Source organism: Pseudomonas sp. TE9122 (assembly GCF_056278925.1).
This window is the reverse complement of record NZ_JBWBQI010000001.1, coordinates 1,128,706-1,149,235: the sequence shown is the minus strand read 5'-3', so window position 1 is coordinate 1,149,235 and position 20,530 is coordinate 1,128,706. Positions and strand designations below refer to the sequence as shown.

Sequence of the window (20,530 nt, the reverse complement as noted above, 5' to 3'; positions counted from 1 at the left end):
GCTTACGGACGATAGATGATCGCCGAGCCCCACGACAGACCGACACCAAAACCGCTCAGCGCAACGCGCTGCCAGTCAGAGTCGAGGACGTGTTTTTCCAGCAGCAGCGGAATGCTCGACGACACGGTGTTGCCGGTCTCGACCATGTCCTTGATGAACTTCTCCGGTTCGCCTTCGAAGCGTCGCGCCACGGCGTCGACAATCGCCGCGCTGCCCTGGTGAATGCAGAATGCGTCGATGTCATCGGCCTTGAGATTGGAATCGTCGAGCAACTCGTGCAAGTGCGCCGGGACTTTCAGCAGAGCGAAGTTGAAGACCTGACGACCATTCATGAAGAACACGCCGTTGCTGACTTTCAAATGCGGTGCGCCGGAACCGTCGGTGCCGAACTTGGCCTTGCCCAGCGCCCAGGTCGGGTTTTCGCCCATCCAGGTGGCGGTGGCGGCATCGCCAAACAGCATGGTGGTGTTGCGGTCTTCCGGGTCAACGATTTTCGAATACGGGTCAGCGGTGATCAGCAGGCCGTTCTTCAGACCGGCGGCTTCCATGAAGCCCTTGATCGCGTAGATGCCGTATACATAACCGGAGCAGCCCAACGAGATATCGAACGCTGCGACATTGGTCGGCAGGCCGAGCTTGTCCTGGACGATTGCCGCTGTGTGCGGCAGGCCTTCTTCATCACCGTTCTGGGTGACGACAATCAACGCGTCGATCGATTCACGCTTCAGTTCAGGATTGCTGGCAAACAGCGCATTGGCCGCTTCCACGCACAGGTCAGAAGTTTCCTGCTCAGCGTCTTTGCGCGGCAGGAACGCCGAACCAATCTTGCCCAGGATGAACTCTTCATCCTTTTCGAATTTTGCACCTTGTGCGTAATTGTCCACGCCGGCTACAGGAACGTAGCTCGCAATGCTTTTTATGCCAATCATTACGGCTTCCCAATAAAAAACAGCCCAAAACCACCGCTCGCAAGGATTCGAGGGGCGCCGACAAACAGAAAACGGCCGCCACGACGGGCAGCCACGGGAAGCGCAAAGGGCTATCACTGGAACCGCAAAACGGGCCAGGCGCCATCTCCCCGGTCAATACAATACAGTGAAGATGCGCGTTATGACTCGCAGGTCACGCTATTTTGCCGAATCGATGGCAGATTGGCCTATTCGACCAGCGACCAGTCCAGCGGCGTACCGCGCTTGATCGCGGTGTGCGCGCGGCGTCCGAGGACGGCTTCGGTGTGCTTGGGCGGCAGACCGAGACCGGGACGAATGGCGCGCAGATTGTCCCCGGTAAAGGCTTCACCGGCAGCCATGTCAGCGGTGACATACAGCGAACGGCGATAGACCAGCGACTTGCGCTCGGCCTCGGTGACGCCGTAATGCACCTGGCCCATGGCCTGCCAGGCACGCTCTGTTTCGACGACCAGACTGGCCAGCTCCGCAGGCTCAAGGGAAAAACTCGCGTCGACACCACCGGCCGAACGATCAAGGGTGAAGTGTTTCTCCACCACCGTCGCGCCCAGCGCCACCGCCGCCACCGACACGCCAACGCCCATCGAATGATCTGACAGCCCCACCTCGCAACCAAACAGCTCGCGCAGATGCGGGATCGTGCGCACGTTGCTGTTGAGTGGCGTGGCCGGATAGGTGCTGGTGCACTTGAGCAACACCAGATCCTTGCAGCCGGCCTCGCGGGCGGCACGCACGGTTTCATCCAGTTCGGCGATGCTGGCCATGCCGGTGGAGATGATCAGTGGTTTGCCGGTCGCTGCCACTCGACGGATCAACGGCAGATCGGTGTTTTCAAAACTGGCAATCTTGTACGCCGGCACTTCAAGGCTTTCGAGAAAATCCACCGCGCTGTCATCGAACGGCGTCGAGAACGCGAGCATTCCCAACTCTTTGGCCCGAGCAAAAATCGGCGCGTGCCACTCCCACGGTGTGTGGGCTTTTTCGTAGAGATCGTAGAGCGACGTGCCGGCCCACAGACTGCCCGGATCCTTGATGAAGAATTCGCCTTCAGCCAAATCCAGGGTCATGGTTTCGGCGGTGTAGGTTTGCAGCTTCAAGGCATGCGCTCCAGCCTTGGCCGCCGCCTCGACGATTTGCAAAGCGACGTCGAGAGACTGGTTATGGTTGCCGCTCATCTCGGCAATGATGAACGGCGGCGCATCGGCACCGATGGTGTGGTGGCCAATCTTGAAACTAGACATGCGGGTGATCCTTCAAAACACGGCTGAACGCGCAGGTTTCCTGGATGAACCCGGCGTCGCGAAAAACTTTCAATGAGGACTGATTGGCGGGCATGACCCGGGCAGTGATGCGTGTCAGTTGCGGCCAGTGCGCAGCGACAAACGCTTCGCCACGGCTGAGCACTGCCCTGCCCCAACCGAGGCCGAAACGCCCTTCCAGCAGATAGATCGACACTTCGGCTTCGAACCCGCGCAAGTCGTAACGCAGCACCCCGACCGGGCCGTCGTCCGCCTCGGCAATCAGTAGCAGTCGCTGCGGATTGCGCAGACTCGCCGTCAGCCAGTGCAGATGCTGCACCCAATCGATAACGCCGGTTTCCAGCGACCAGCGCCGCACTGCTTCGGCATTGCGTCCATCGAACAGCAACTGCGCATCGTCCTGGGTTGCCGGGCGCAGTTTCAGCACCGCACCGGCCAGCGAGGCCGCCACGCGTTCGGCACCGCGTCCGTCGACCAGTTGCCGCGAGCGCTCGGCGAGGCTGCGGCGTAGAAAATGATTGTTTACGACGAAGCCGACCGCATCACGCAACTGCTCGACGCTGACCTGTTCCCGAGCACCCATGAACACATGCGCACCGGCAGCGGCCATGACTTCGCCGTTGGCCTGCTGATTGTTCGCCACGGCGATGCAGATCGTCGGCAAACCCAACGCCGCGCGCTCCCAACTGGTGCCACCGCCGGCGCCGATAAACAGATCGGCCTCAGTCATGCGCTGATGGAAATCGCTGACGAAACTGTGCAGGCGCCAGTTCGGTCGCGTCTCGGCCAACGCTTGCATCTGCGTCCACGCCGGGTTGTCGGCGCCAGCGACGAAGTCCACCTGCAACTCAGTGAAATCAGCCAGCGCCAGCATCGCATGATGAGTCTGCCTCGCCGCGTCGAAACCGCCGAAATTCACCAGCACGCGCCGGGCCTTCGGTTTGATCTCGATGGCATCGCAGTTGAATTCTTCGCGCAGCATGGCGTAGCGCGGGCCGAGCAAGGTGCGACAGCCTGGCGGCAGCAGCGCCGCGTAGTTTTCACTCAAGCCCGAGAGGTTCTGATTGAGCAGCAGATCGACGCTGTAACGCCGCGTGGCCAGATCATCCACGGCGGCGATTCGATGCGCCCAGCGCCGGGCAGCGGTTTGCCAGTGATGATCGAGGCCGTAATGGTCGACGATGATCCAGTCGAACGGTGCCTGTCCATCCAGCAGCAGGCCCAGTGCATCAATATCGAACTGCCACGGCAACATCGATTCGATGGCCTGCAGCGGGTCTTCGTCGCGATAGCGCTCGGGCAGTGCAAAGGTCTCGAAGCCTTCGGCATTCAAGGCTTCGAGTCGATGCCCCGGCAAACGCCGACAGGCAAACGCAACATGACTGCCCTGCCCGCGCAGCATCCGCGCCAGGGTCAGGCAGCGGGCAATGTGGCCGCTGCCGATGGTTGGCGAGGCGTCGGCGCGGATCAGCACTCTCATTGCAGTTCTCCGCCGGCTCTGAGTGCGGCGTACAGATATTCGGCGCGTTGCCAGTCTTCGGGCGTGTCGATGTCCTGGACCAAATGACGCGGCAGGATCACCGGCAGGCTCGCTGGCGAGAACAGCGTCTCGCCACGCAGCCACGCTTCGCTGCGCCCCCAGTAAAATTGCCCGGCATCCTGAAACGCTTCGGGCAGATCCTGCGAACGGGTGGTACGAAATTCGGGGTACATGGACATCAAAGCGCCCTCCTCGTCGAGGGTCAGTGCGCGCTGCACCGGGAAACCGAAACCGCACACCGAAAAGGCAAACGACTTGTGCGGATGCTGCTTGAGCAAATCCAGACCCTGACGCAGATAACGCGCCTGCAACAACGGCGCGGTCGCGTACACGCAGCAGGCGTAATCGAACGTCGGCAATTGCTGCAAGGCATGCACGATCACCGCAGCGGTACCGGTGAAATCATCGGCCAGATCGGCCGGTCGCATGAACGGCACTTCAGCGTCATGTGCTCGTGCGACGTCGGCGATTTCGTCATCGTCGGTGCTGACCACAACGCTCTCGAACAGCCCTGACTCCAGCGCCGTGCGAATCGAGCGGACGATCATCGGTACGCCGTCGAACGGTTTGAGATTCTTGCGCGGAATGCGCTTGCTGCCACCACGGGCGGGGATGATCGCGACGCAGCTCACGGTGCCTTACTCCTCAAGCAGCAGCCGACGCAGTTGCTCGACCACCTGATCTTGTTGTGTCTCACTGAGCAAAGGGAACAGCGGCAAACTGATCGCTTCGGCGTAATAGCGCTCGGCCTCGGGGAAATCGCCCTCGGCAAAGCCCAGCTCGCGATAGTAAGGCTGCAAGTGCACGGGAATGTAGTGCAGATTGACGCCGATGCCAGCGCTGCGCAAACCTTCGAACACCTGACGATGACTGAGGTTGCAGCGCTCGGTCTGCACGCGCACCACATACAGGTGCCACGCCGAATCGGCTTCCGGCTGCGCGCTCGGCAAGGTCAGCGGCAGGTAAGCAAGCAACTGATCGTACCGTGCGGCCAGTTCGCGCCGACGTGCGACAAACTCATCCAGCTTGCGCAGCTGCGACAGACCCAGCGCCGCCTGCAGATCGGTGATCCGATAATTGAAACCCAGCTCGACTTGCTGGTAATACCACGGCCCGTGGCTCGGCTCGGTCATGTGCTCGGGATCGCGGGTCATGCCGTGGCTGCGCAGGCGTCGCAGACGTTCGGCCAGCGCCGGGCGATTGGTCAGGACCATGCCGCCCTCGGCGCTGGTGATGATCTTCACCGGATGAAAACTGAACACCGTCATCGCCGCGAAGTCGCCACAACCGACTGGACGCCCGGCGTAGCTGGCGCCCACGGCGTGCGAGGCGTCTTCGATCACGGTGAAGTTGTAGCGCACCGCCAGGTCGGCAATCTTGCGCATATCGCAGCTCTGCCCGGAGAACGCGACGGCGACCAGGACTTTCGGCAGCGTGCCATCGCGTTCGGCCTGTTCGAGCTTTGCTTCAAGGGCAACGGCATCGAGGTTCCAGGTCAGCGGATCGATGTCGACGAAATCAACCTCGGCGCCGCAATAGCGCCCGCAATTGGCCGAAGCCAGAAACGTATTCGGCGAGGTCCACAAGCGATCGCCCGGCCCCAGGTCAGCGGCCAGACAAGCAATGTGCAGCGCCGCCGTGGCATTGCACACCGCCACGGCGAAATCCGCCTGACAGCGCTCAGCCATGGCCTGCTCGAAGCGCTCGATAGTCGGCCCCTGGGTCAGCCAGTCCGATTGCAGCACCTCGACCACCGCATCGATGTCCGCCTGATCAAGGCTCTGCCGACCGTAAGGAATCATACCGACAGCTTCGCGTGCAGATCGGCGATCTGCCCCACTGAAAGGAAATGCGGGTTGGTGTCCGAGCGATACTCGAAATCCTCGCCCACCGCACGCCCACGTTCGCCAAGTTTATCGACGGCAAAATCGACGTCGACGCTGGTAAAACGAATCGACGGCTGAATCGTGTAGTGATCCTCGAACTCCAGAGTCATGCGCGCATCGTCCAGCGGCACCATCAACTCATGCAGCTTCTCGCCGGGACGGATGCCGACGTTCTTGTGCGGCAGATGTTCAGCCATGCCGCGCGCCAGATCGACGATGCGGATCGACGGGATCTTCGGCACGAACACTTCGCCGCCGTGCATCCGCGCAAAGCTGTCGAGCACGAACTGCACGCCGTGGTCGAGGGTGATCCAGAACCGCGTCATGCGCTCGTCGGTGATCGGCAACTCCTGCGCGCCGTCAGCGATCAGCTTGCTGAAAAACGGCACTACCGAGCCGCGCGAACCGGCGACATTGCCGTAGCGCACTACCGCGAATCGGGTCTGCTGCTCGCCGGCAATGTTGTTGGCGGCGACGAACAATTTGTCCGAGAGCAACTTGGTCGCGCCGTACAGATTGATCGGGCTGGCCGCCTTGTCGGTGGACAGCGCGACGACTTTCTTTACGCCGTTATCGATCGCAGCGGCGATGATGTTTTCCGCGCCGTTGACGTTGGTGCGGATGCATTCGGTCGGGTTGTATTCCGCCGCCGGCACCTGCTTTAGCGCGGCGGCATGCACCACATAATCGATGCCGCGCATGGCCTGACGCAAGCGGTCGGCGTCACGCACGTCACCGATGAAATAACGCATGCACGGCGCATTGAAGGTCTGCTGCATCTCGTACTGTTTCAGCTCGTCGCGGGAGAACACCACCACACGCTTGGGCTGGTATTGCTCCAGCAAGTGACGGATGAAGTTGCGCCCGAACGAGCCGGTGCCGCCGGAGATGAAGATCGATTTACCGTTGAACATTTTTTCAATTCCGTCCCTGTCGCCAGGCTTAAGCGAGCAACTGTGCCCAGTCCAGTGAAGCATTGTCATCGAGCACGAAGCCTTTGCCCTTCAGGCTCAGGTTCGCGTTGTAGGCCTGATCCTGAACGAATGCCGCCGGCCATTTTTCGCGCAGGGCCAGCAGCGCTTGCGGGGCGTCAGGCATACCGCCCTGATGGATGACTTGCACCGCCGGAGTCCATACCGTCAGATAACCGGCCTGCCCGGCGCTCAGGCACAGATCGACATCGCTGAAGCCTTCGGCAAATGTGCTTTCGTCCAGACCGCCGAGCGCCTCGTACAACTCTTTGCGGACCATCAGGCACACGCTCGATACCGCCGAGTAGTTCTGTTCCACCGCCAAGCGGTGCAGGTAACCATCGGCATCGTGATCTTCACCGACGAAGGGCGAATCGACCCCGCCATTCATGCCCAGGATCAATCCCGCCTGGCTGATCTTGCGATCACGGTCGATCAGTTTTGGCCCGACCACGCCGACCTCCGGACGCAGAGCATGGTTGAGCAAAGAGTCGAGCCAGTTCGGATTGACCACTTCCGCATCGGCGGCGAGCAGCACCAGGTACTCGCCACGCGCCTGACGACTGCCCGCGTTGAATAATCCTGCTGCGCTCAACGTCCGATCAGTACGCAGCACCTGCACTCTGGAGTGCTTGTAAGTGCCGAGCCAGTCATTGATCTCAGCCGTCTGATCCGCAGTCGCGGCGATCAGCACTTCATAGTGATGGTAACGGGTACGCAGCAACACACCTTCAAGGCAACGTTGCAGCACCGCCAAATCGCTGCCCGCCGGAATAATGATCGACACCAGCGGACGATCACTGTGGTGGTAGTCGATCTGGTAAACCCCCGGGACCGCTGACGTCACTTTGCCCTTGTAACCGCGATTGCCCAAATGGCGCAGCAGCGCCAGGCGCTCGTCAGCATTCTCGACCAGCTCTGGTGCCTGGCTGATCAATAGCGGCTCGTCGAGGTGAGCCAGGCTGTTGAGGCCGTGTTCTTCGATAAGACGCAGCAGCACATCGAGCTCCAGTGCCTGACTGAAATCAGCGCGATAGCCGCCGATTTCGACCAGCGCATCGCGCCGTACCAGCCAGTGCCGCGCCATCAGCGTTGGCAGGCTCAGCAGCAGATCAAGGTTGAAGCCCGGCCGGAACACGTCGGTCAGGGCACCGTTTTCCTGACGCTGGATTTCGTCGGTGGATACCGCGCGGCAATCGCCGGCGTTCATCAACTCCAGGCTGGCGCGCAACAATCCGCTGGCAGTGAACTCATCACCGGCTTCAGCCAACAGCAGCCAGTCACACGGCGATTGACGAGCGCTTTGATTGAGCTTGTCGATCAGATTGCCCGCGGTCACTCGGACAAAATGCAGGGTGTTCTGCGCCGTGGTCGCGGCGGGCGCTTCGCCGGTGGTGAACACGACAATGCGGAAGGCCTTGCACTGCCCTTCCAGCAAGCTGTCGAGAGACACCTGAAGCTTGTCGATGTCGTCGTCCAGATCCAGCAGAAAAATGCCGAACTGCGGCCCGCCGCCATTCACCGCCAGATGTTGGCCGATTGCCTCGAGGTGAGCGCCGGGCGCACGTGCGGCCAGCCAGTTGAGCAGGCGACCGGACTGCATCTTGTCCATGACCGCATGATGGTCATCGACGGTCAACGCTTCGAGACGCTCGATCCAGGCCTGCATCGCTTGCGCCTCTTCGGCTTGGCCCATCGCAGTCAGCTGAGCCGCCAGCCGCTTGATCACGGTGCGATTGAACGCATTGAGATCGTGAGCCTGCCACAAACGGTCGAGAACGCTTTCCGGCGTGTCGTTGTTGCGTGCTTGCAGCAAGTGCGCCTGACGGGTCCAGACGCCCTCCAGGCCTTCAAGCTGGATGCGCCCCGCCGGCATGGCGTGCAGCATGAATTCGAACTGCGCCAGGCGGTCGAAAAATGCCTCGTTGTAGAACGGCATTTCCACGTACTGCAAAGGCCCGAAACGACGATCCGGGTACTTGAGCTCCTGATTCCAGGTGGACTGGATGATCAGCTCCGCAGTCAGCGCTCGATTCGATTGCAGGCTGTCGACCATTGCCTCGAAGCTTTGCAGGGCAAGCGCTTTGCCCTGCTCGGCGTTCAGCCCTTTGATCTGGGTTGGCAGCGCGGCAAGGAACTCGGCAAAGGCTTCACGCTCGGCGACCGATTTGGCATCGACGTAGGTCAGCGAGTGATACACCTCGGTGCTGTGCTCGGAGGCACCGTAGTTGATCTCCCGAACCACATAAGGGATCGGCAGAATCCGTGCTTTGGCACTGGCCAGCAGGAAATAGACATGGCCGATTTCCTGCCACTGGAAGCTGGTGCCGGGTGGCAATGCCGAGTGCCAGGTCTTCATCAGATCAGTACGGGTCACCGCATAGAACGGCGGGATGTACTGGCTCATGTAATCGATGACCCGCTCCTGAGCCTGTTCAGAGCAGTAGTCTTCCTGGACCTTTTTGTCGCGGCGGTAGTAGCTGACGCCACCGGCCAGCGTCAGGTACATCAGGCAGTAGCCGTGGCACATGCCGTAATCCGGATTGGCCTGCAGGAAACCCACGGATTCGGCCAATGAATCATGCAGGATGAAGTCGTCATCGGCCGCCAGCACCATGTACGGCGTGGTCAGTTGCTCGACACCATAGGCCAGTTTGGCCTGCATCCCCCAGTACGCGAATTGCGGCACATGATGGTAATCGACGGCGGAAAAATCGCCTTCCGGACGTTCCGGCGAGGAGTCGAGCACCATGATCTTGCAGGGCAAGTCGCTGTAATACTTCACAGCCCGACGCAGGAACGCCGGTCGGTTGTGGGTAATGAGCACCACCGTCAACAGCTCATCGAGCGGTAGCGTCAGTTCAGAACTGTACTTGCCTTGCATAACTTCTCTCCACAACCGGCGACTCGCCGAAACAACTCTGGGTAAATGTTGCGAATTAACGAACGCGACGCAGGTAGCCGTCCGGCGCCACGGTGATCAGCAGTTTGTTCTGCAATTGCTGGTCGATTTCGAAGTCCTGGTTCTCTTCCAGGTACTTCCACACGGCGGTTTTCGGGTTGTCGCCCGGGCCCCATGGACGATCCGGGAAGAAATCGGCCGGCATGTCTTCAACCACGGTGTCCATGACCACGCAATAGCTGTCGACCGACACCAGCGGCGCGTAGAGGCGCAGCTCTTCGAGCACGTGATCGTGGGTGTGGTTGGAGTCGAGGACCAGAATGACTTTCTTGCCTTTGGCGGCGGCCTGCACCTGAGCGGCAATGGCCGGGTCGATGCTTGAGCCTTCGATCATCTTGATGCGCTTGGCCATCGGGTGGCTTTCGATGGCTTCACGGTTGTGCGGACGAATGTCGAGGTCGATGCCGAGCACTTCGCCGTGGCCTTGCAGCTCGAGCAGCGAGGCGTAGTAGATGATCGAACCGCCGTGGGCAATGCCGCACTCGATAACCAGGTCCGGCTTGACCTGCCAGATGATCTCCTGCATGGCCATCATGTCTTGCGGCAGCTGGATGATCGGGCGGCCCATCCACGAGAAGTGGTAGCTGTATTTGTGCTTGGCCGATTCGTTGAAGAAATCCCGGGCCAGGCCGGTCAGTTTCGGGTCGTCACCTTGCTGGGCGATCTGCTCGCGGCACTCGGCTTCGAAGGCTTGGTTGATGCTGTTGTCGGTCATGTTGGTCATCTCAAGGGTCACTGGAACGAAGCGCTGTCGACGGCGTGATAGACGTAGCGTCCACCGGTCATCCGCTTGATCTCTTCGAGGTAATTGGAATTCATCACAAACAGGTGCGCGCCTTCCGGCAGCGCATCCATGGCCTCTTGCGGCGAGGACACGCGCGCGCCGCTCAGCGGCAGATAACGCCCCTGCTTGGCCGGGTTGATATCGACTACGCGATCGACCGCAACGCCGGCGCGTTGCAGGTACAGCGAATAGATCACGCCTTTGGACGAGGCACCCCAGATCGCCGAACCCTGCGCAGGCGCCGAGCGGATGATCTGCACAGCACGGTCGAGGCTGGCGCTGAAATCTTCAGGCAGAGTCAGGCGCGGCACCGGTTGTTCGGGTATCAGGCGCAACGTCGACAGATCAGCGACGATGTACAGATATTGGTCGCCGAACAGATGCCCGGCCTCGTGCACCGTGCCGAACATCCGGCGCAGGTCATCGAGGCGGAAATAATTGACGTGTTCGTAGAACAGGTCGAACCAGGCCTTGTGCTCGAGGATCCAGTCCAGGCACGGCACTTCGATATAGATCTGCCCGCCCTGATTGGCCTCGGCGATCACGGCCAGAAAGCTCACCGGGTCTTCGATGTGCTCCAGCACATGACGCAGCACAATGGCATCTGCCGCCAGGCCGAGGCCGCGCGTAAACGGCGCCTTGATCACCTCGGGGTTTTCGCCTTCATAAGCCGGGTCGATGCCGGTGATCGAATAGCCGAGGCCTTTGAGCAGCTCGAGAAAGTAGCCCTTGCCGCAGCCGACCTCGATCAGCTCGCGGCCCTTGAAGTGCTTGCCGATGATGCCTTCGACGTCACTTAAATGCTTCTGGAACTGACCGGAGTGCGCCTGCTCGTTCTGATAGTCGGCGTCATAACTGAGCTTGTCGGCATCGAACGCGGCGTTGAAGACCAGACCGCTACGCTCGTCCTGAACCAGGACCATGTCGGCGCTGGCCGAGGCCCGCGCCGATTCGGCATCGGCGAAAGTGCGGTTCTGCAATACCGGCAGGCCGGTGGCCCGGTACAACTCGTGCCTCATGGCGACTCTCCCAATAACTGTTGCAAACGCTCGGTGACGGCCCAGAACGCCAGCGGTTCGTGGGTCGGATACGGGTAATGGCCGAGGTTCAGAGCCAGGGTTGCGCCACGCTCACGCAAGCGCTGTTCGACCAGCGCACGCACCGACACCGGATGGCCGCTGGCGCAGTTGATCACGCCGTCGAACTCGCGCTGATGGAGGATCGCGGCGAGATGACTCGCGGCGGTTTCAATCGCGAGGAAATCGCGCAACTGCTCACCGGCCGACATGTTGAACGACGCCTCGCCGCTATCGATTGCCCGGTCCAGCGCGGCCAACAGGCTGTTGGGGTTCTGCCCTTCGCCGTGCAAATAGAACAACCGCGCCCACTGCAATGTGAACGGTTGCTCCTGCTGCAGATTCTGCAGAAACAGGTGGAGCGTATGTTTGGCCAGACCGTAGGGATTGCTCGGCCGTGGCTCGGTCGACTCGCTGAGCGGGCCGCTCTGCATGCCGTATTCGAAGCAAGTGCCGGTCACCAGCACCTGCGACACGCCCGCCTCTATCGCGCTTTTGATAAAGCGGTAATCGGCCATCAGGTTGTGCTCGAAATGGAACAGCGCCCGATAGTTCGGCAGCCCCGGCCAGGCCAGATGCACGAGTGCGTCGATGCCTTCGGTCAGCGCGACGACATTCAGATCGGCAGCGTGAATATCCGCGCTGACGAACTCGACGTCCTCGATCCACGGCATGCTTCGCGCCGTTTCGGCATTGCGCGCCACCGCGCGAACTTCGCAGCCGCGTTCAAGCAATGCAGCAACCAGATGCCGACCGACAAAACCCGTGGCGCCGGTGACCAGAACTTTCACAGCACTTTCAACTCAGGCACGGCGATGACGAAGCGCCCATCCCACTGACGCACCTGCGCCAGTTGCTGACTGACCTCTTGCAGCAGGTTCCACGGCAGCACCAGCACGTAGTCCGGTTTGTCGATTTCGATCTGCGCTGGCGCCACGATCGGAATGCGGCTGCCCGGCAGGAACTTGCCCTGCTTGTGCGGATTGGCATCGGCCACCCAGGCCAGCAGATCCGCTTTGACGCCGGCGTAATTGAGCAAGGTATTGCCCTTGGCCGCCGCGCCGTAACCGACCACACGTTTGCCGTCGGCTTTGGCCTGCAACAGGAAGCGCAGCAGGTCATGTTTGATGCGTTCGGCAGCAGGCGCGAGGGTCGCGTAGTACTCAGGGGTTTTTACCCCGGCAGCGAGTTCGGCCTGCAATTGTTGCTGAACTGCCGGGAGAACAGCGCGGCGCTGGCCGTCCTTGCGCTGCACGAATACGCGCAGCGAGCCGCCGTGAGTGCTCAACTGGCTGACGTCGAACACTTCCAGGCCATTGCGCTCGCACAGGGTCTGCACGGCGGTCAGCGACAGGTAGGAATAATGTTCGTGATACAGCGTGTCGAACTGCGCGCCAGCCATCAGCGTCAGCAGTTGCGGAAACTCGAAAGTGGCGACGCCGGTCGGCTTGAGCAACGTCGCGAAGCCGGCGAGGAAATCGTTGATGTCCGGCACATGCGCGAGCACGTTGTTGGCCGCCATCAGGTCGGCGTTCCAGCCTTCTTTGCGCAATTGCGTGGCGGTGTCGCGGCCGAAGAACAGCTCGCGAATTTCCAGGCCTTTCTCGCGTGCAGCCTGTGCGGTGCTGCGAGTCGGCTCGACGCCCAGGCACGGGATCCCGCGCGCGGCGACGTATTGCAGCAGGTAACCATCGTTGGCGGCGACTTCGACCACACGACTGTCGGCGTTAAGTCCGAAGCGCTCGCTCATCTCGGCGACATAGCGCTCGGCGTGATTGAGCCAAGTGCTGGAGAACGAACTGAAGTAGGCGTACTCGGCATCGAACAGGCTATCGGCACTGGTGTAGTCCTCGGTCTGCACCAGCCAGCATTGCTGGCACACCGCGACTTTGAGCGGGACCCATTGCTCGGCCTGCTCCAGGCGATCGGCGTGCACGTAGGCGTTGGACGGCGGCGAAGTGCCGAGGTCGATCAGCGGCAGATTCAGCGGTGCGGCGCACCCACGGCAATTCATAGACGCACTCCAGCAAAGTGTTGATCGAGCGCAGGATGGCTGGAATCGCGCGCTGACAAATTATTGACAGGCAACGGCCAGGCAATCGCCAGCCGAGGATCGTTCACCGACAAGCCGCCCTCGTGCTCCGGCGCGTAATCGGCGCTGTGCAGATAGAGCAATTCGGCGTCTGCGGTAAGCGTCTGAAAGCCATGAGCGAAACCGGCCGGAATCAACAGGCTGCGGCCATCGCCCGCCTTCAAGTGCTCGGCGTGCCAGTGCAAAAACGTCTCCGAGTCCGGCCGCAGATCCACCGCCACATCCCAGACCTCACCGCGCAGGCACGTGATCAGTTTGGCTTCCGGGGCGTTGGCATTCTGATAATGCAGGCCACGCACACTCCCCTTCTCGCGGGTGCAGGAGTGGTTGATCTGGCGGATATGAAATTCATTGCCGAACGCAATCAGGCTGCCCTCGCAGAACAACCGGGCGAAGTGCCCGCGCTGATCTTCGAAACGTTTGTGCTGAATGCTGAACAGACCGGCCAATGGCAACGCTTTCAGGGAAAACTCGCTCACAGCGCGCCTCGGTACAGATTCAACTGGCCCAGAGTTACAGCGCGCATGTCATCGCCGTTCTGCCAGGCCAGATGCCAGTCGAGGGTCTGGGCCAGGCATTGCTGCAAGGTCCAGCGCGCTTGCCAACCCAGCAATTGCCGCGCACGGCTGCTGTCCAGGCGCAGCAGGCCGGCTTCATGCAGTTCGCTTTTTTCGATACGCAAACCAGGTGCCTGCGGCCAGCGGCTGGCGAGCAATTCGACGACTTCGCCGACGCTGCACATGTCCGCCTCACCGGGGCCGAAGTTCCACGCGCCGGCATACTCCGGACCTCGCTCATAAAGGCCTGCGGCCAATTGCAGGTAACCCGCCAGCGGTTCAAGGGCGTGCTGCCATGGGCGCACGGCTTGCGGGTAACGCAGGGTCACCGGCTCGTCGGCACTCCAGGCTTTGAGCACGTCGGGAATCAGTCGCTCCGGGGCAAAGTCACCGCCGCCCAGTACATTGCCAGCGCGTGCGGTCGCCAGGGCCAGACCGTGTTCGGCATGTTTGTCCGCCGGGAAGAACGACGCGGCGTAGGACTGCGCGAGCAACTCGCAGCAGGCCTTGCTGCTGCTGTAAGGATCGTGGCCACCGAGGGCTTCGTCTTCGCGGTACGGCCACAGCCATTCCTTGTTGGCGTAGACCTTGTCGGTAGTGACCAGCACGCAGGCGCGCACGCCGCCGACCTGACGAATCGCTTCGAGCAGGTTCAGCGTGCCCATGACATTGCTTGAATAGGTGCCGAGCGGATCGCGATAGCCCTCGCGCACCAACGGCTGCGCCGCCAGATGCAGGACGATCTCCGGTTCGGTCTCGGCGATGATTTCCAGCAAGGCGCCGAGGTCACGCAGATCGCCGCGTTGATCATTGATGTCTTCGTGTACGCGCGCCAGTTCGAACAGGCTTGGCTCAGTCGACGGATCCAGGGAAAAACCGCTGACCTGCGCGCCGAGGCTTTGCAGCCAAAGGGTCAGCCAACTGCCTTTGAATCCAGTGTGTCCGGTGACCAAGACGCGCTTGCCACGCCAGAACTCCGCACTCAGGCCCATTGCTTCCATGGGGCCTCCCCGCTCTGCCACAGCGCTTCGAGATGGTTCTTGTCGCGCAGGGTGTCCATCGGATGCCAGAAACCTTCATGCTCGAAGGCCTTCAGTTGTTCGTCCTGAGCCAGACGGGCCAACGGCTCGGCTTCCCAGGTGGTGCTGTCATCGCTGATGTAGGGCAGCACTTTTGGCGACAGCACGAAGAAACCGCCATTGATCCAGCCACCGTCACCACGGGGTTTTTCAGTGAAACCCAGCACCTGGTCACCTTGGCGTTCAAGCGCGCCGTAACGACCTGGCGGCTGCACCGCAGTGACGGTCGCCAAGCGGCCGTGAGCCTTGTGATAGTCGACCAGCTCAGCAATATTGATGTCGGAAACGCCATCGCCATAGGTGAAGCAGAACGCCTCTTCATCCTTGAGATAACGCGCGGCACGCAACAGGCGGCCACCGGTCATGGTTTCCTCGCCGGTGTCGATGAGGGTCACACTCCACGGCTCGCTGTAATTCTGATGGACGTCCATGCGGTTGTTGCGCATGTCGAAAGTGACGTCGGATGTATGCAGGAAGTAGTTGGCGAAGAAGTCCTTGATCGCGTAGCCCTTGTAGCCCAGGCAAATGACGAAGTCGTGGATCCCGTGGGCGGAATACTGCTTCATGATGTGCCAGAGAATTGGCTTGCCGCCAATCTCGATCATCGGCTTGGGCTTGAGGTGCGACTCTTCACTGATGCGCGTGCCGAGGCCACCCGCCAAAATTACTGCCTTCATCGTCTCCCCTCTCGTACGTCACCGGGCTGCGCACTGCTTTTTTGAGCGTCGCAGGCCTTCTGGCCAAACCTTCTGCCGCTACGGGCGCAGGAGGAAACACCGCGAGCGCTCGTTTTATGGCGATTTGCGGGGCACTTGCAGGAAACGCGCCAGCTCGTAGCCGGGTTTTGGGAGATAGCTGATAGAGGCTTCGATGGAAGTGGCAACAGAATGACGGACGGGCTGAGGGCGTGGAGGGGCAAGAGATCAAAAGCCAAAGCAAAAGATCGTCCGATCGCAGCCCGAGCCTTCGCCAATTCCAACAGTTGGATCGCGTGCGTCCAGCAAGAAATGGGTCGGCGGTCAGGCCGCCTTCGCGAGCAGGCTCGCTCCCACAGAACAGCAAGAGCAAGAGCAAAAGATCGCAGCCTTCGGCAGCTCCTACAGTTGGATCGTGGGCATCCAGCAAGAAATGGGTCGGCGGTCAGGCCGCCTTCGCGAGCAGGCTCGCTCCCACAAAAGCAAAAGCAAAGCAAAGCAAAGCAAAGCAAAGCAAAGCAAATCAAATCAAAGCAGCGCAGCTGCCCGCGGCAAAGCCGCCCCACTCAACAATGAGCGCAAGCTCGAGTGCTTTTGATCTTGATCCACCGGCGACGTCGGAAGGCTGAGTGGAGGGATTGATCCGGGCGTGGGAGCGCAGCGACCGTCTGGCGCAGCCAGACACAGCGGAAGGAGGTGCAGCGAAGCAAACCGGAGCCGCTGCGCCCGGATCAGTCCCGCAGCGAAGGAACCCGAGCCTGCGAGGGCCGAACGTAGGAGCAAGCCTTTTGGGTTACCTTTTTGGCGTTTGAAAAAGGTGACCCGCCGTAAGGGCGGAACCGTAATCAGCAACACCCGCAGAAACGGATCTACACCCCAAACCCCCAACAGCCTGGTCGGCCCAAAGGCCGCCAAGGCCGCCAAGGCCCCAAAAAAAGGCAACCCCAAAAAGCCACCTATATAAACGATCAATCCGCCAGCCAGCCATTCTCCCAATACCGCAGATTGTCACCACGCAACACATAATCGCGCATGACCACCTCGTGCAGCTCGTCACCCATGCGATAACTGGCGTCAGGGTCGGCCAGATGCATGCGAATCGCCTGCAGCCACTCATCAGTGCTGTTGGTCTTCACCCGCGTGCACGGCAGATAGCCCTGATAGGCTTCGGTATCAGTGCAGATGACCGGGTAACCGCAGGCGCCGTATTCCAGCAAACGCAGATTGCTCTTGCAGTCATTGAAAATGTGAAACTCCAGCGGTGCCAGAGCCAGGTCGAGGTTCAGACTGGCCAGCTTGGCCGGATAGACGTCCAGAGGAATCACACCGTGGAACTCGTGCATGTACGGACGCAGGTCATCCGGGCACATGCCAAAGAATACCCAGTCGACTTCGTTGGCCAGCTCACGCACGACATCGGCAATCACCCCCAGATCGCCATGGTGGCTGGTGCCTCCGCCCCAACCCACGCGAGGTTTTTTCGAGGTGCGGCGCTGACCCCGCAAACCGGTCCAGAGGTTTTGCGCGAGCATGTTGGGGACTACGCGAATGTCGTGGTGCATGTCCGACAGCGCATTGGCCAGTGGTTGAGTCGACACCACCACGCGGTCGCACAGGCTGATCGCCTGGCGCACCATCCGTTCCATTTCCTGCTTGCTGGGCATGTTGCGGATATGCGCATTGCGATGCGGAACATCGATTACATAGTCATCCAGCTCGAAGATGCGCCGGGCATGGCAGAACTTTTTCAGCGGCGGGATTTCATCGATCGCGCCCTGGGAATAGCGCCCTTGCAGGACGATGACATCCGGCGACTGACGCTCGATTTCAATGATCGACGGCAAGCCGTAACGAATACACCCTTCGGCCCGGTTCGCCGCTTCCAGCTCTATCAGCGGCTGACTCATGCGGTAATGGCCAATCGCTGAGGCATTGATCGGCACGGCGAGTACGTTGGGCAATTGCGGCCTGGAAAAAGCAGTCCACCCCGTACGCAGGCCCGGCTCAAGGCTGAAACTCGTCGCGCCGACGCCCTGCAAGGACAGGTTGACATTGAAGGCCGGATCGCGGGCAATGCGCGGCAGCCAGCGCTTGTAGAAGATTTCCTGCTCGTGCAAATGTTGCTCGCCTTGCTCAGCTGTCGACTCGACAGTCGGGCGCACGCCCTGAGCCAGCAAGGCATAAGGCGTCCACACTACCAGGTAGCCTTCCTGGCCGATGCGCAGGCACAGATCCACCACGTTCAGCGCTTGCTTCAAATCCTCTTCATCAAGCCCTGCCACCGCCTCGAAAACCGCCTTGCGCACCATCAGGCAATCACCGCCGACTGCACTCAGATCGTGGGCGGCCTGCAGCCGGAACATATAACCGTCCGACTGCAGCGACTGTCCATAAAATGGCAGCCCGACCGCGCCCTGCATCCCCAGAATCATGCCGGCATGCAGCACATAACCATCCGGGTTGAACAACTTGGCGCCGACCACGCCGACTTCCGGGCGCTGCGCATGATTGAGCAGTTCGTCCAGCCAGTCGGCGTGGGTAATCACCGCAAAGGTATTGAGCAGCAGCACATATTCGCCACGAGCCTTGGTCACGGCAAAATTGTGCAGGGCAGCCATGTTGTCCGGCTGCGGGTACGGCAGCACGCGGATTCGGTCACCACCCAATTGCGCGATGCCGTCCAGCCATGCTCTGGCCTCAGCGGTTTCGCTGCCGTTGTCGACCAGCAGCAGTTCGTATTCGGCGTAGGCGGTTTTTTCCAGCACGGTCTCGACACACCGCTGCAAGGCAGCGGTCTGATCCCGGGTCACGATGATGATCGACACAAGCGGACGGCGCGCGTGCCGATAGTCGACACGATTGAGCAAGTGGCAACTGCCACGGCGGATTTCATGGGCAACGCCAATGCGTTGCAGATGCGCTTCGAGCACACGAGGGTTCTGTTCGATGACGCCTGGCTCGGCCAACCACCGCGACAGATCGAATGGCGACTCCAGCAGAACTTCGGCGACATGCCCGATCACCTGGGTGCCGTCGCTTTCGACCATGCGCCACAGCATGTCGTGAGGAGCCAGTTCGGTGAACGTCGTGTCAAAACCACCCAGCGCCAGAAAGCGTTCGCGCTTGAACGCCAAGGCGCGCCCGACATACGGGTAGCTGCGCATCAGATCAAGGTTGAAATCGGGTTTGAAGGCGGGTTCCACGGACTCACCATCGCGCAGACCGCCTTCATCGCTGTACACGCAACCGAGCGACGGCGAGTGCGCAATCCGGTCAGCCATGACCAGCAAGGCTGGCACCATCAGCCGGTCACCGGCCTGCAACAGGTAAAACCAGTCGGCGCCCTCCAGTTGGGGCAACAACGCGTTGATCTGACCCAGCCCGTCACCTTCCAGTGGCATGTGGAACGCGCGGCCATCCAGCGTCGCCTCGTTACAGGAAGCGGACAGCACCAGAATCAGTTCAGGGGCATAGTCCTGCCGAGCAAGCGCCTCAAGCGTGCGCTCGACTCCATCGCGACTGCCCTGGGCATCAATGACGATCGGCACTATTCGCGGCTGTTGTGGCCAGGCGGCCAGAGTTTCCGGCAGTAACTTGCGCTGCCCTTCAGTGAGACTGCGGCACTGCAGCCAGTGCGCGTAGAGTTCGGCGAAGCTCCAGCTATCGATGCCGACGCACCACTCCTGGCGACTCTGCTTGGTACCCAGCGTACGGCTCAGGGGCAGCTCTTCCCAGACGCGCGGCATTACGTCAGCCTTGGTCAGCGGGACATAGCGCACCCAACCCGGCGCTGGCGCCGACTCGCCGCTGCGCGCCTTGAGCATTTGCAGAATCCACTCGCGCTCGACCTCGACCGCGTCTTTCATCGGCTGCTGAGCACTCAAGCGCTCCGGATACAGCCGCTCGGCACTGAGCACGGTGTTCGACATCGCCAGATTGCCGCGCCGCAGCAAGCATACGTACAAGGCGAAATCCAGGGTGGCGACAAAGCAGTGGCCGTCCTGAGTCAGCGCCGGCAACAAGTCGGCGAGGTCCGAACGACGGAACAAGGCGCTGGAGAAACCGCCCAGCACATTGACCGGAAATTTTTCGAAGATGCCCAGCAGGTCGTCACCCTTGAACAGACCGCTGGCCGGTGACAGCGAAGTGTTTTCCAGGCGCGCCGGCAGAATGATGTCGTCGGCGTCCCAGAATAACCGCTGAGCCAGCACCAGGCTGACTTCCTCACGCAACATCTCGTGCGCCTGCTGCTCGATGCAGGCGGCATAGAGATGGTCGTCGTCACACATGAACTTGACGAATTCACCCTGCGCCTGATCAAGGCACGCCTTGAGATTGCCGACCATGCCCAATGTGCGCGGGTTGCGCACATAGCGCACGGCAACACCCGAGCGCTCGGCCACAGCACTGACAATCCCTTCGATCTCATGACCACGACTGTCGTCGCAGACAATGATCTCAAGAGGCGCGTATGTCTGGCTGACGGCGCTGTTCAATGCCCGCTCGAAAAAGCGCGGATTGAACGCAGGGATGGCAATGCTGACGAGGGGGAGTGAATTCACGGCGGGCTCACAGGCGGTACGAGCCCGCTCGCAAAAACGAGCCCTTGATACCGCAAAAAATCATTAACAGAGGGACAACGTCAGCGGGCGCGCACGCGC

15 protein-coding genes are annotated in these 20,530 nt (G+C 60.9%); all 15 read right to left on the bottom strand.

All coding sequences use genetic code 11. The features are described from left to right. Positions 1-2: 2 nt before the first annotated feature. On the bottom strand, positions 3-929 hold the full coding sequence (locus ACZ9BE_RS05045; protein ID WP_016771093.1) for a ketoacyl-ACP synthase III: 927 nt from the start codon (positions 927-929) through the stop codon (positions 3-5). A 227-nt stretch (positions 930-1,156) separates the two neighbouring features. Beyond that, positions 1,157-2,209, bottom strand: coding sequence for a pseudaminic acid synthase (gene pseI, locus ACZ9BE_RS05040; protein ID WP_150636650.1), 1,053 nt, complete (start codon positions 2,207-2,209; stop codon positions 1,157-1,159). Further along, complete coding sequence (gene pseG / locus ACZ9BE_RS05035; RefSeq protein ID WP_476248980.1) at positions 2,202-3,707, bottom strand: UDP-2,4-diacetamido-2,4,6-trideoxy-beta-L-altropyranose hydrolase; 1,506 nt, start codon at positions 3,705-3,707, stop codon at positions 2,202-2,204. The genes pseI and pseG overlap by 8 nt, the downstream gene beginning before the upstream one ends. After that, the gene (gene pseF, locus ACZ9BE_RS05030) at positions 3,704-4,399 is read right to left on the bottom strand and encodes a pseudaminic acid cytidylyltransferase (protein ID WP_095180711.1); all 696 of its coding nucleotides are present in this window, start codon (positions 4,397-4,399) and stop codon (positions 3,704-3,706) included. Before pseF ends, pseG begins: the two co-directional genes overlap by 4 nt. Before the next feature lie 6 nt (positions 4,400-4,405). Further along, positions 4,406-5,569 (bottom strand): UDP-4-amino-4,6-dideoxy-N-acetyl-beta-L-altrosamine transaminase, encoded by a 1,164-nt coding sequence (gene pseC, locus ACZ9BE_RS05025; protein WP_476248979.1) that lies wholly within the window; start codon positions 5,567-5,569, stop codon positions 4,406-4,408. Further along, the gene (pseB, locus tag ACZ9BE_RS05020; protein ID WP_460142888.1) at positions 5,566-6,567 is read right to left on the bottom strand and encodes a UDP-N-acetylglucosamine 4,6-dehydratase (inverting); all 1,002 of its coding nucleotides are present in this window, start codon (positions 6,565-6,567) and stop codon (positions 5,566-5,568) included. Before pseB ends, pseC begins: the two co-directional genes overlap by 4 nt. Before the next feature lie 28 nt (positions 6,568-6,595). Further along, entirely contained in the window at positions 6,596-9,508 is a 2,913-nt protein-coding gene (locus ACZ9BE_RS05015) for a glycosyltransferase family 2 protein (RefSeq protein ID WP_095180709.1), read from the bottom strand. Between the two features lie 55 nt (positions 9,509-9,563). Further along, positions 9,564-10,301, bottom strand: coding sequence for a cephalosporin hydroxylase family protein (locus tag ACZ9BE_RS05010; RefSeq protein WP_038860482.1), 738 nt, complete (start codon positions 10,299-10,301; stop codon positions 9,564-9,566). Positions 10,302-10,318: 17 nt separating this feature from the next. Then, entirely contained in the window at positions 10,319-11,389 is a 1,071-nt protein-coding gene (locus tag ACZ9BE_RS05005) for a class I SAM-dependent methyltransferase (RefSeq protein ID WP_476248978.1), read from the bottom strand. Continuing rightward, positions 11,386-12,237, bottom strand: a complete 852-nt coding sequence (locus ACZ9BE_RS05000) for an NAD-dependent epimerase/dehydratase family protein (RefSeq protein WP_476248977.1) — start codon at positions 12,235-12,237, stop codon at positions 11,386-11,388. Before ACZ9BE_RS05000 ends, ACZ9BE_RS05005 begins: the two co-directional genes overlap by 4 nt. Continuing rightward, positions 12,234-13,460, bottom strand: a complete 1,227-nt coding sequence (locus ACZ9BE_RS04995) for a methyltransferase domain-containing protein (RefSeq protein ID WP_476248976.1) — start codon at positions 13,458-13,460, stop codon at positions 12,234-12,236. Before ACZ9BE_RS04995 ends, ACZ9BE_RS05000 begins: the two co-directional genes overlap by 4 nt. Further along, positions 13,457-14,017 (bottom strand): dTDP-4-dehydrorhamnose 3,5-epimerase family protein, encoded by a 561-nt coding sequence (locus tag ACZ9BE_RS04990; protein WP_056783766.1) that lies wholly within the window; start codon positions 14,015-14,017, stop codon positions 13,457-13,459. The genes ACZ9BE_RS04995 and ACZ9BE_RS04990 overlap by 4 nt, the downstream gene beginning before the upstream one ends. Further along, complete coding sequence (gene rfbG / locus ACZ9BE_RS04985) at positions 14,014-15,096, bottom strand: CDP-glucose 4,6-dehydratase (RefSeq protein WP_457264008.1); 1,083 nt, start codon at positions 15,094-15,096, stop codon at positions 14,014-14,016. Before rfbG ends, ACZ9BE_RS04990 begins: the two co-directional genes overlap by 4 nt. Then, positions 15,078-15,851 (bottom strand): glucose-1-phosphate cytidylyltransferase, encoded by a 774-nt coding sequence (rfbF, locus tag ACZ9BE_RS04980; protein ID WP_041478997.1) that lies wholly within the window; start codon positions 15,849-15,851, stop codon positions 15,078-15,080. Before rfbF ends, rfbG begins: the two co-directional genes overlap by 19 nt. 986 nt (positions 15,852-16,837) lie before the next feature. Further along, complete coding sequence (locus ACZ9BE_RS04975) at positions 16,838-20,431, bottom strand: glycosyltransferase (protein WP_476248975.1); 3,594 nt, start codon at positions 20,429-20,431, stop codon at positions 16,838-16,840. Between the last annotated feature and the right edge of the window lie 99 nt (positions 20,432-20,530).

Bases quoted from the DNA above. Each gene is read 5' to 3' on its own strand.
- ACZ9BE_RS05045 (WP_016771093.1), bottom strand. From the start codon at position 929: ATGATTGGCATAAAAAGCATTGCGAGCTACGTTCCTGTAGCCGGCGTG.
- pseI (WP_150636650.1), bottom strand. From the start codon at position 2,209: ATGTCTAGTTTCAAGATTGGCCACCACACCATCGGTGCCGATGCGCCG.
- pseG (WP_476248980.1), bottom strand. From the start codon at position 3,707: ATGAGAGTGCTGATCCGCGCCGACGCCTCGCCAACCATCGGCAGCGGC.
- pseC (WP_476248979.1), bottom strand. From the start codon at position 5,569: ATGATTCCTTACGGTCGGCAGAGCCTTGATCAGGCGGACATCGATGCG.
- pseB (WP_460142888.1), bottom strand. From the start codon at position 6,567: ATGTTCAACGGTAAATCGATCTTCATCTCCGGCGGCACCGGCTCGTTC.
- ACZ9BE_RS05015 (WP_095180709.1), bottom strand. From the start codon at position 9,508: ATGCAAGGCAAGTACAGTTCTGAACTGACGCTACCGCTCGATGAGCTG.
- ACZ9BE_RS05010 (WP_038860482.1), bottom strand. From the start codon at position 10,301: ATGACCGACAACAGCATCAACCAAGCCTTCGAAGCCGAGTGCCGCGAG.
- ACZ9BE_RS05005 (WP_476248978.1), bottom strand. From the start codon at position 11,389: ATGAGGCACGAGTTGTACCGGGCCACCGGCCTGCCGGTATTGCAGAAC.
- ACZ9BE_RS04995 (WP_476248976.1), bottom strand. From the start codon at position 13,460: ATGAATTGCCGTGGGTGCGCCGCACCGCTGAATCTGCCGCTGATCGAC.
- rfbG (WP_457264008.1), bottom strand. From the start codon at position 15,096: ATGGAAGCAATGGGCCTGAGTGCGGAGTTCTGGCGTGGCAAGCGCGTC.
- rfbF (WP_041478997.1), bottom strand. From the start codon at position 15,851: ATGAAGGCAGTAATTTTGGCGGGTGGCCTCGGCACGCGCATCAGTGAA.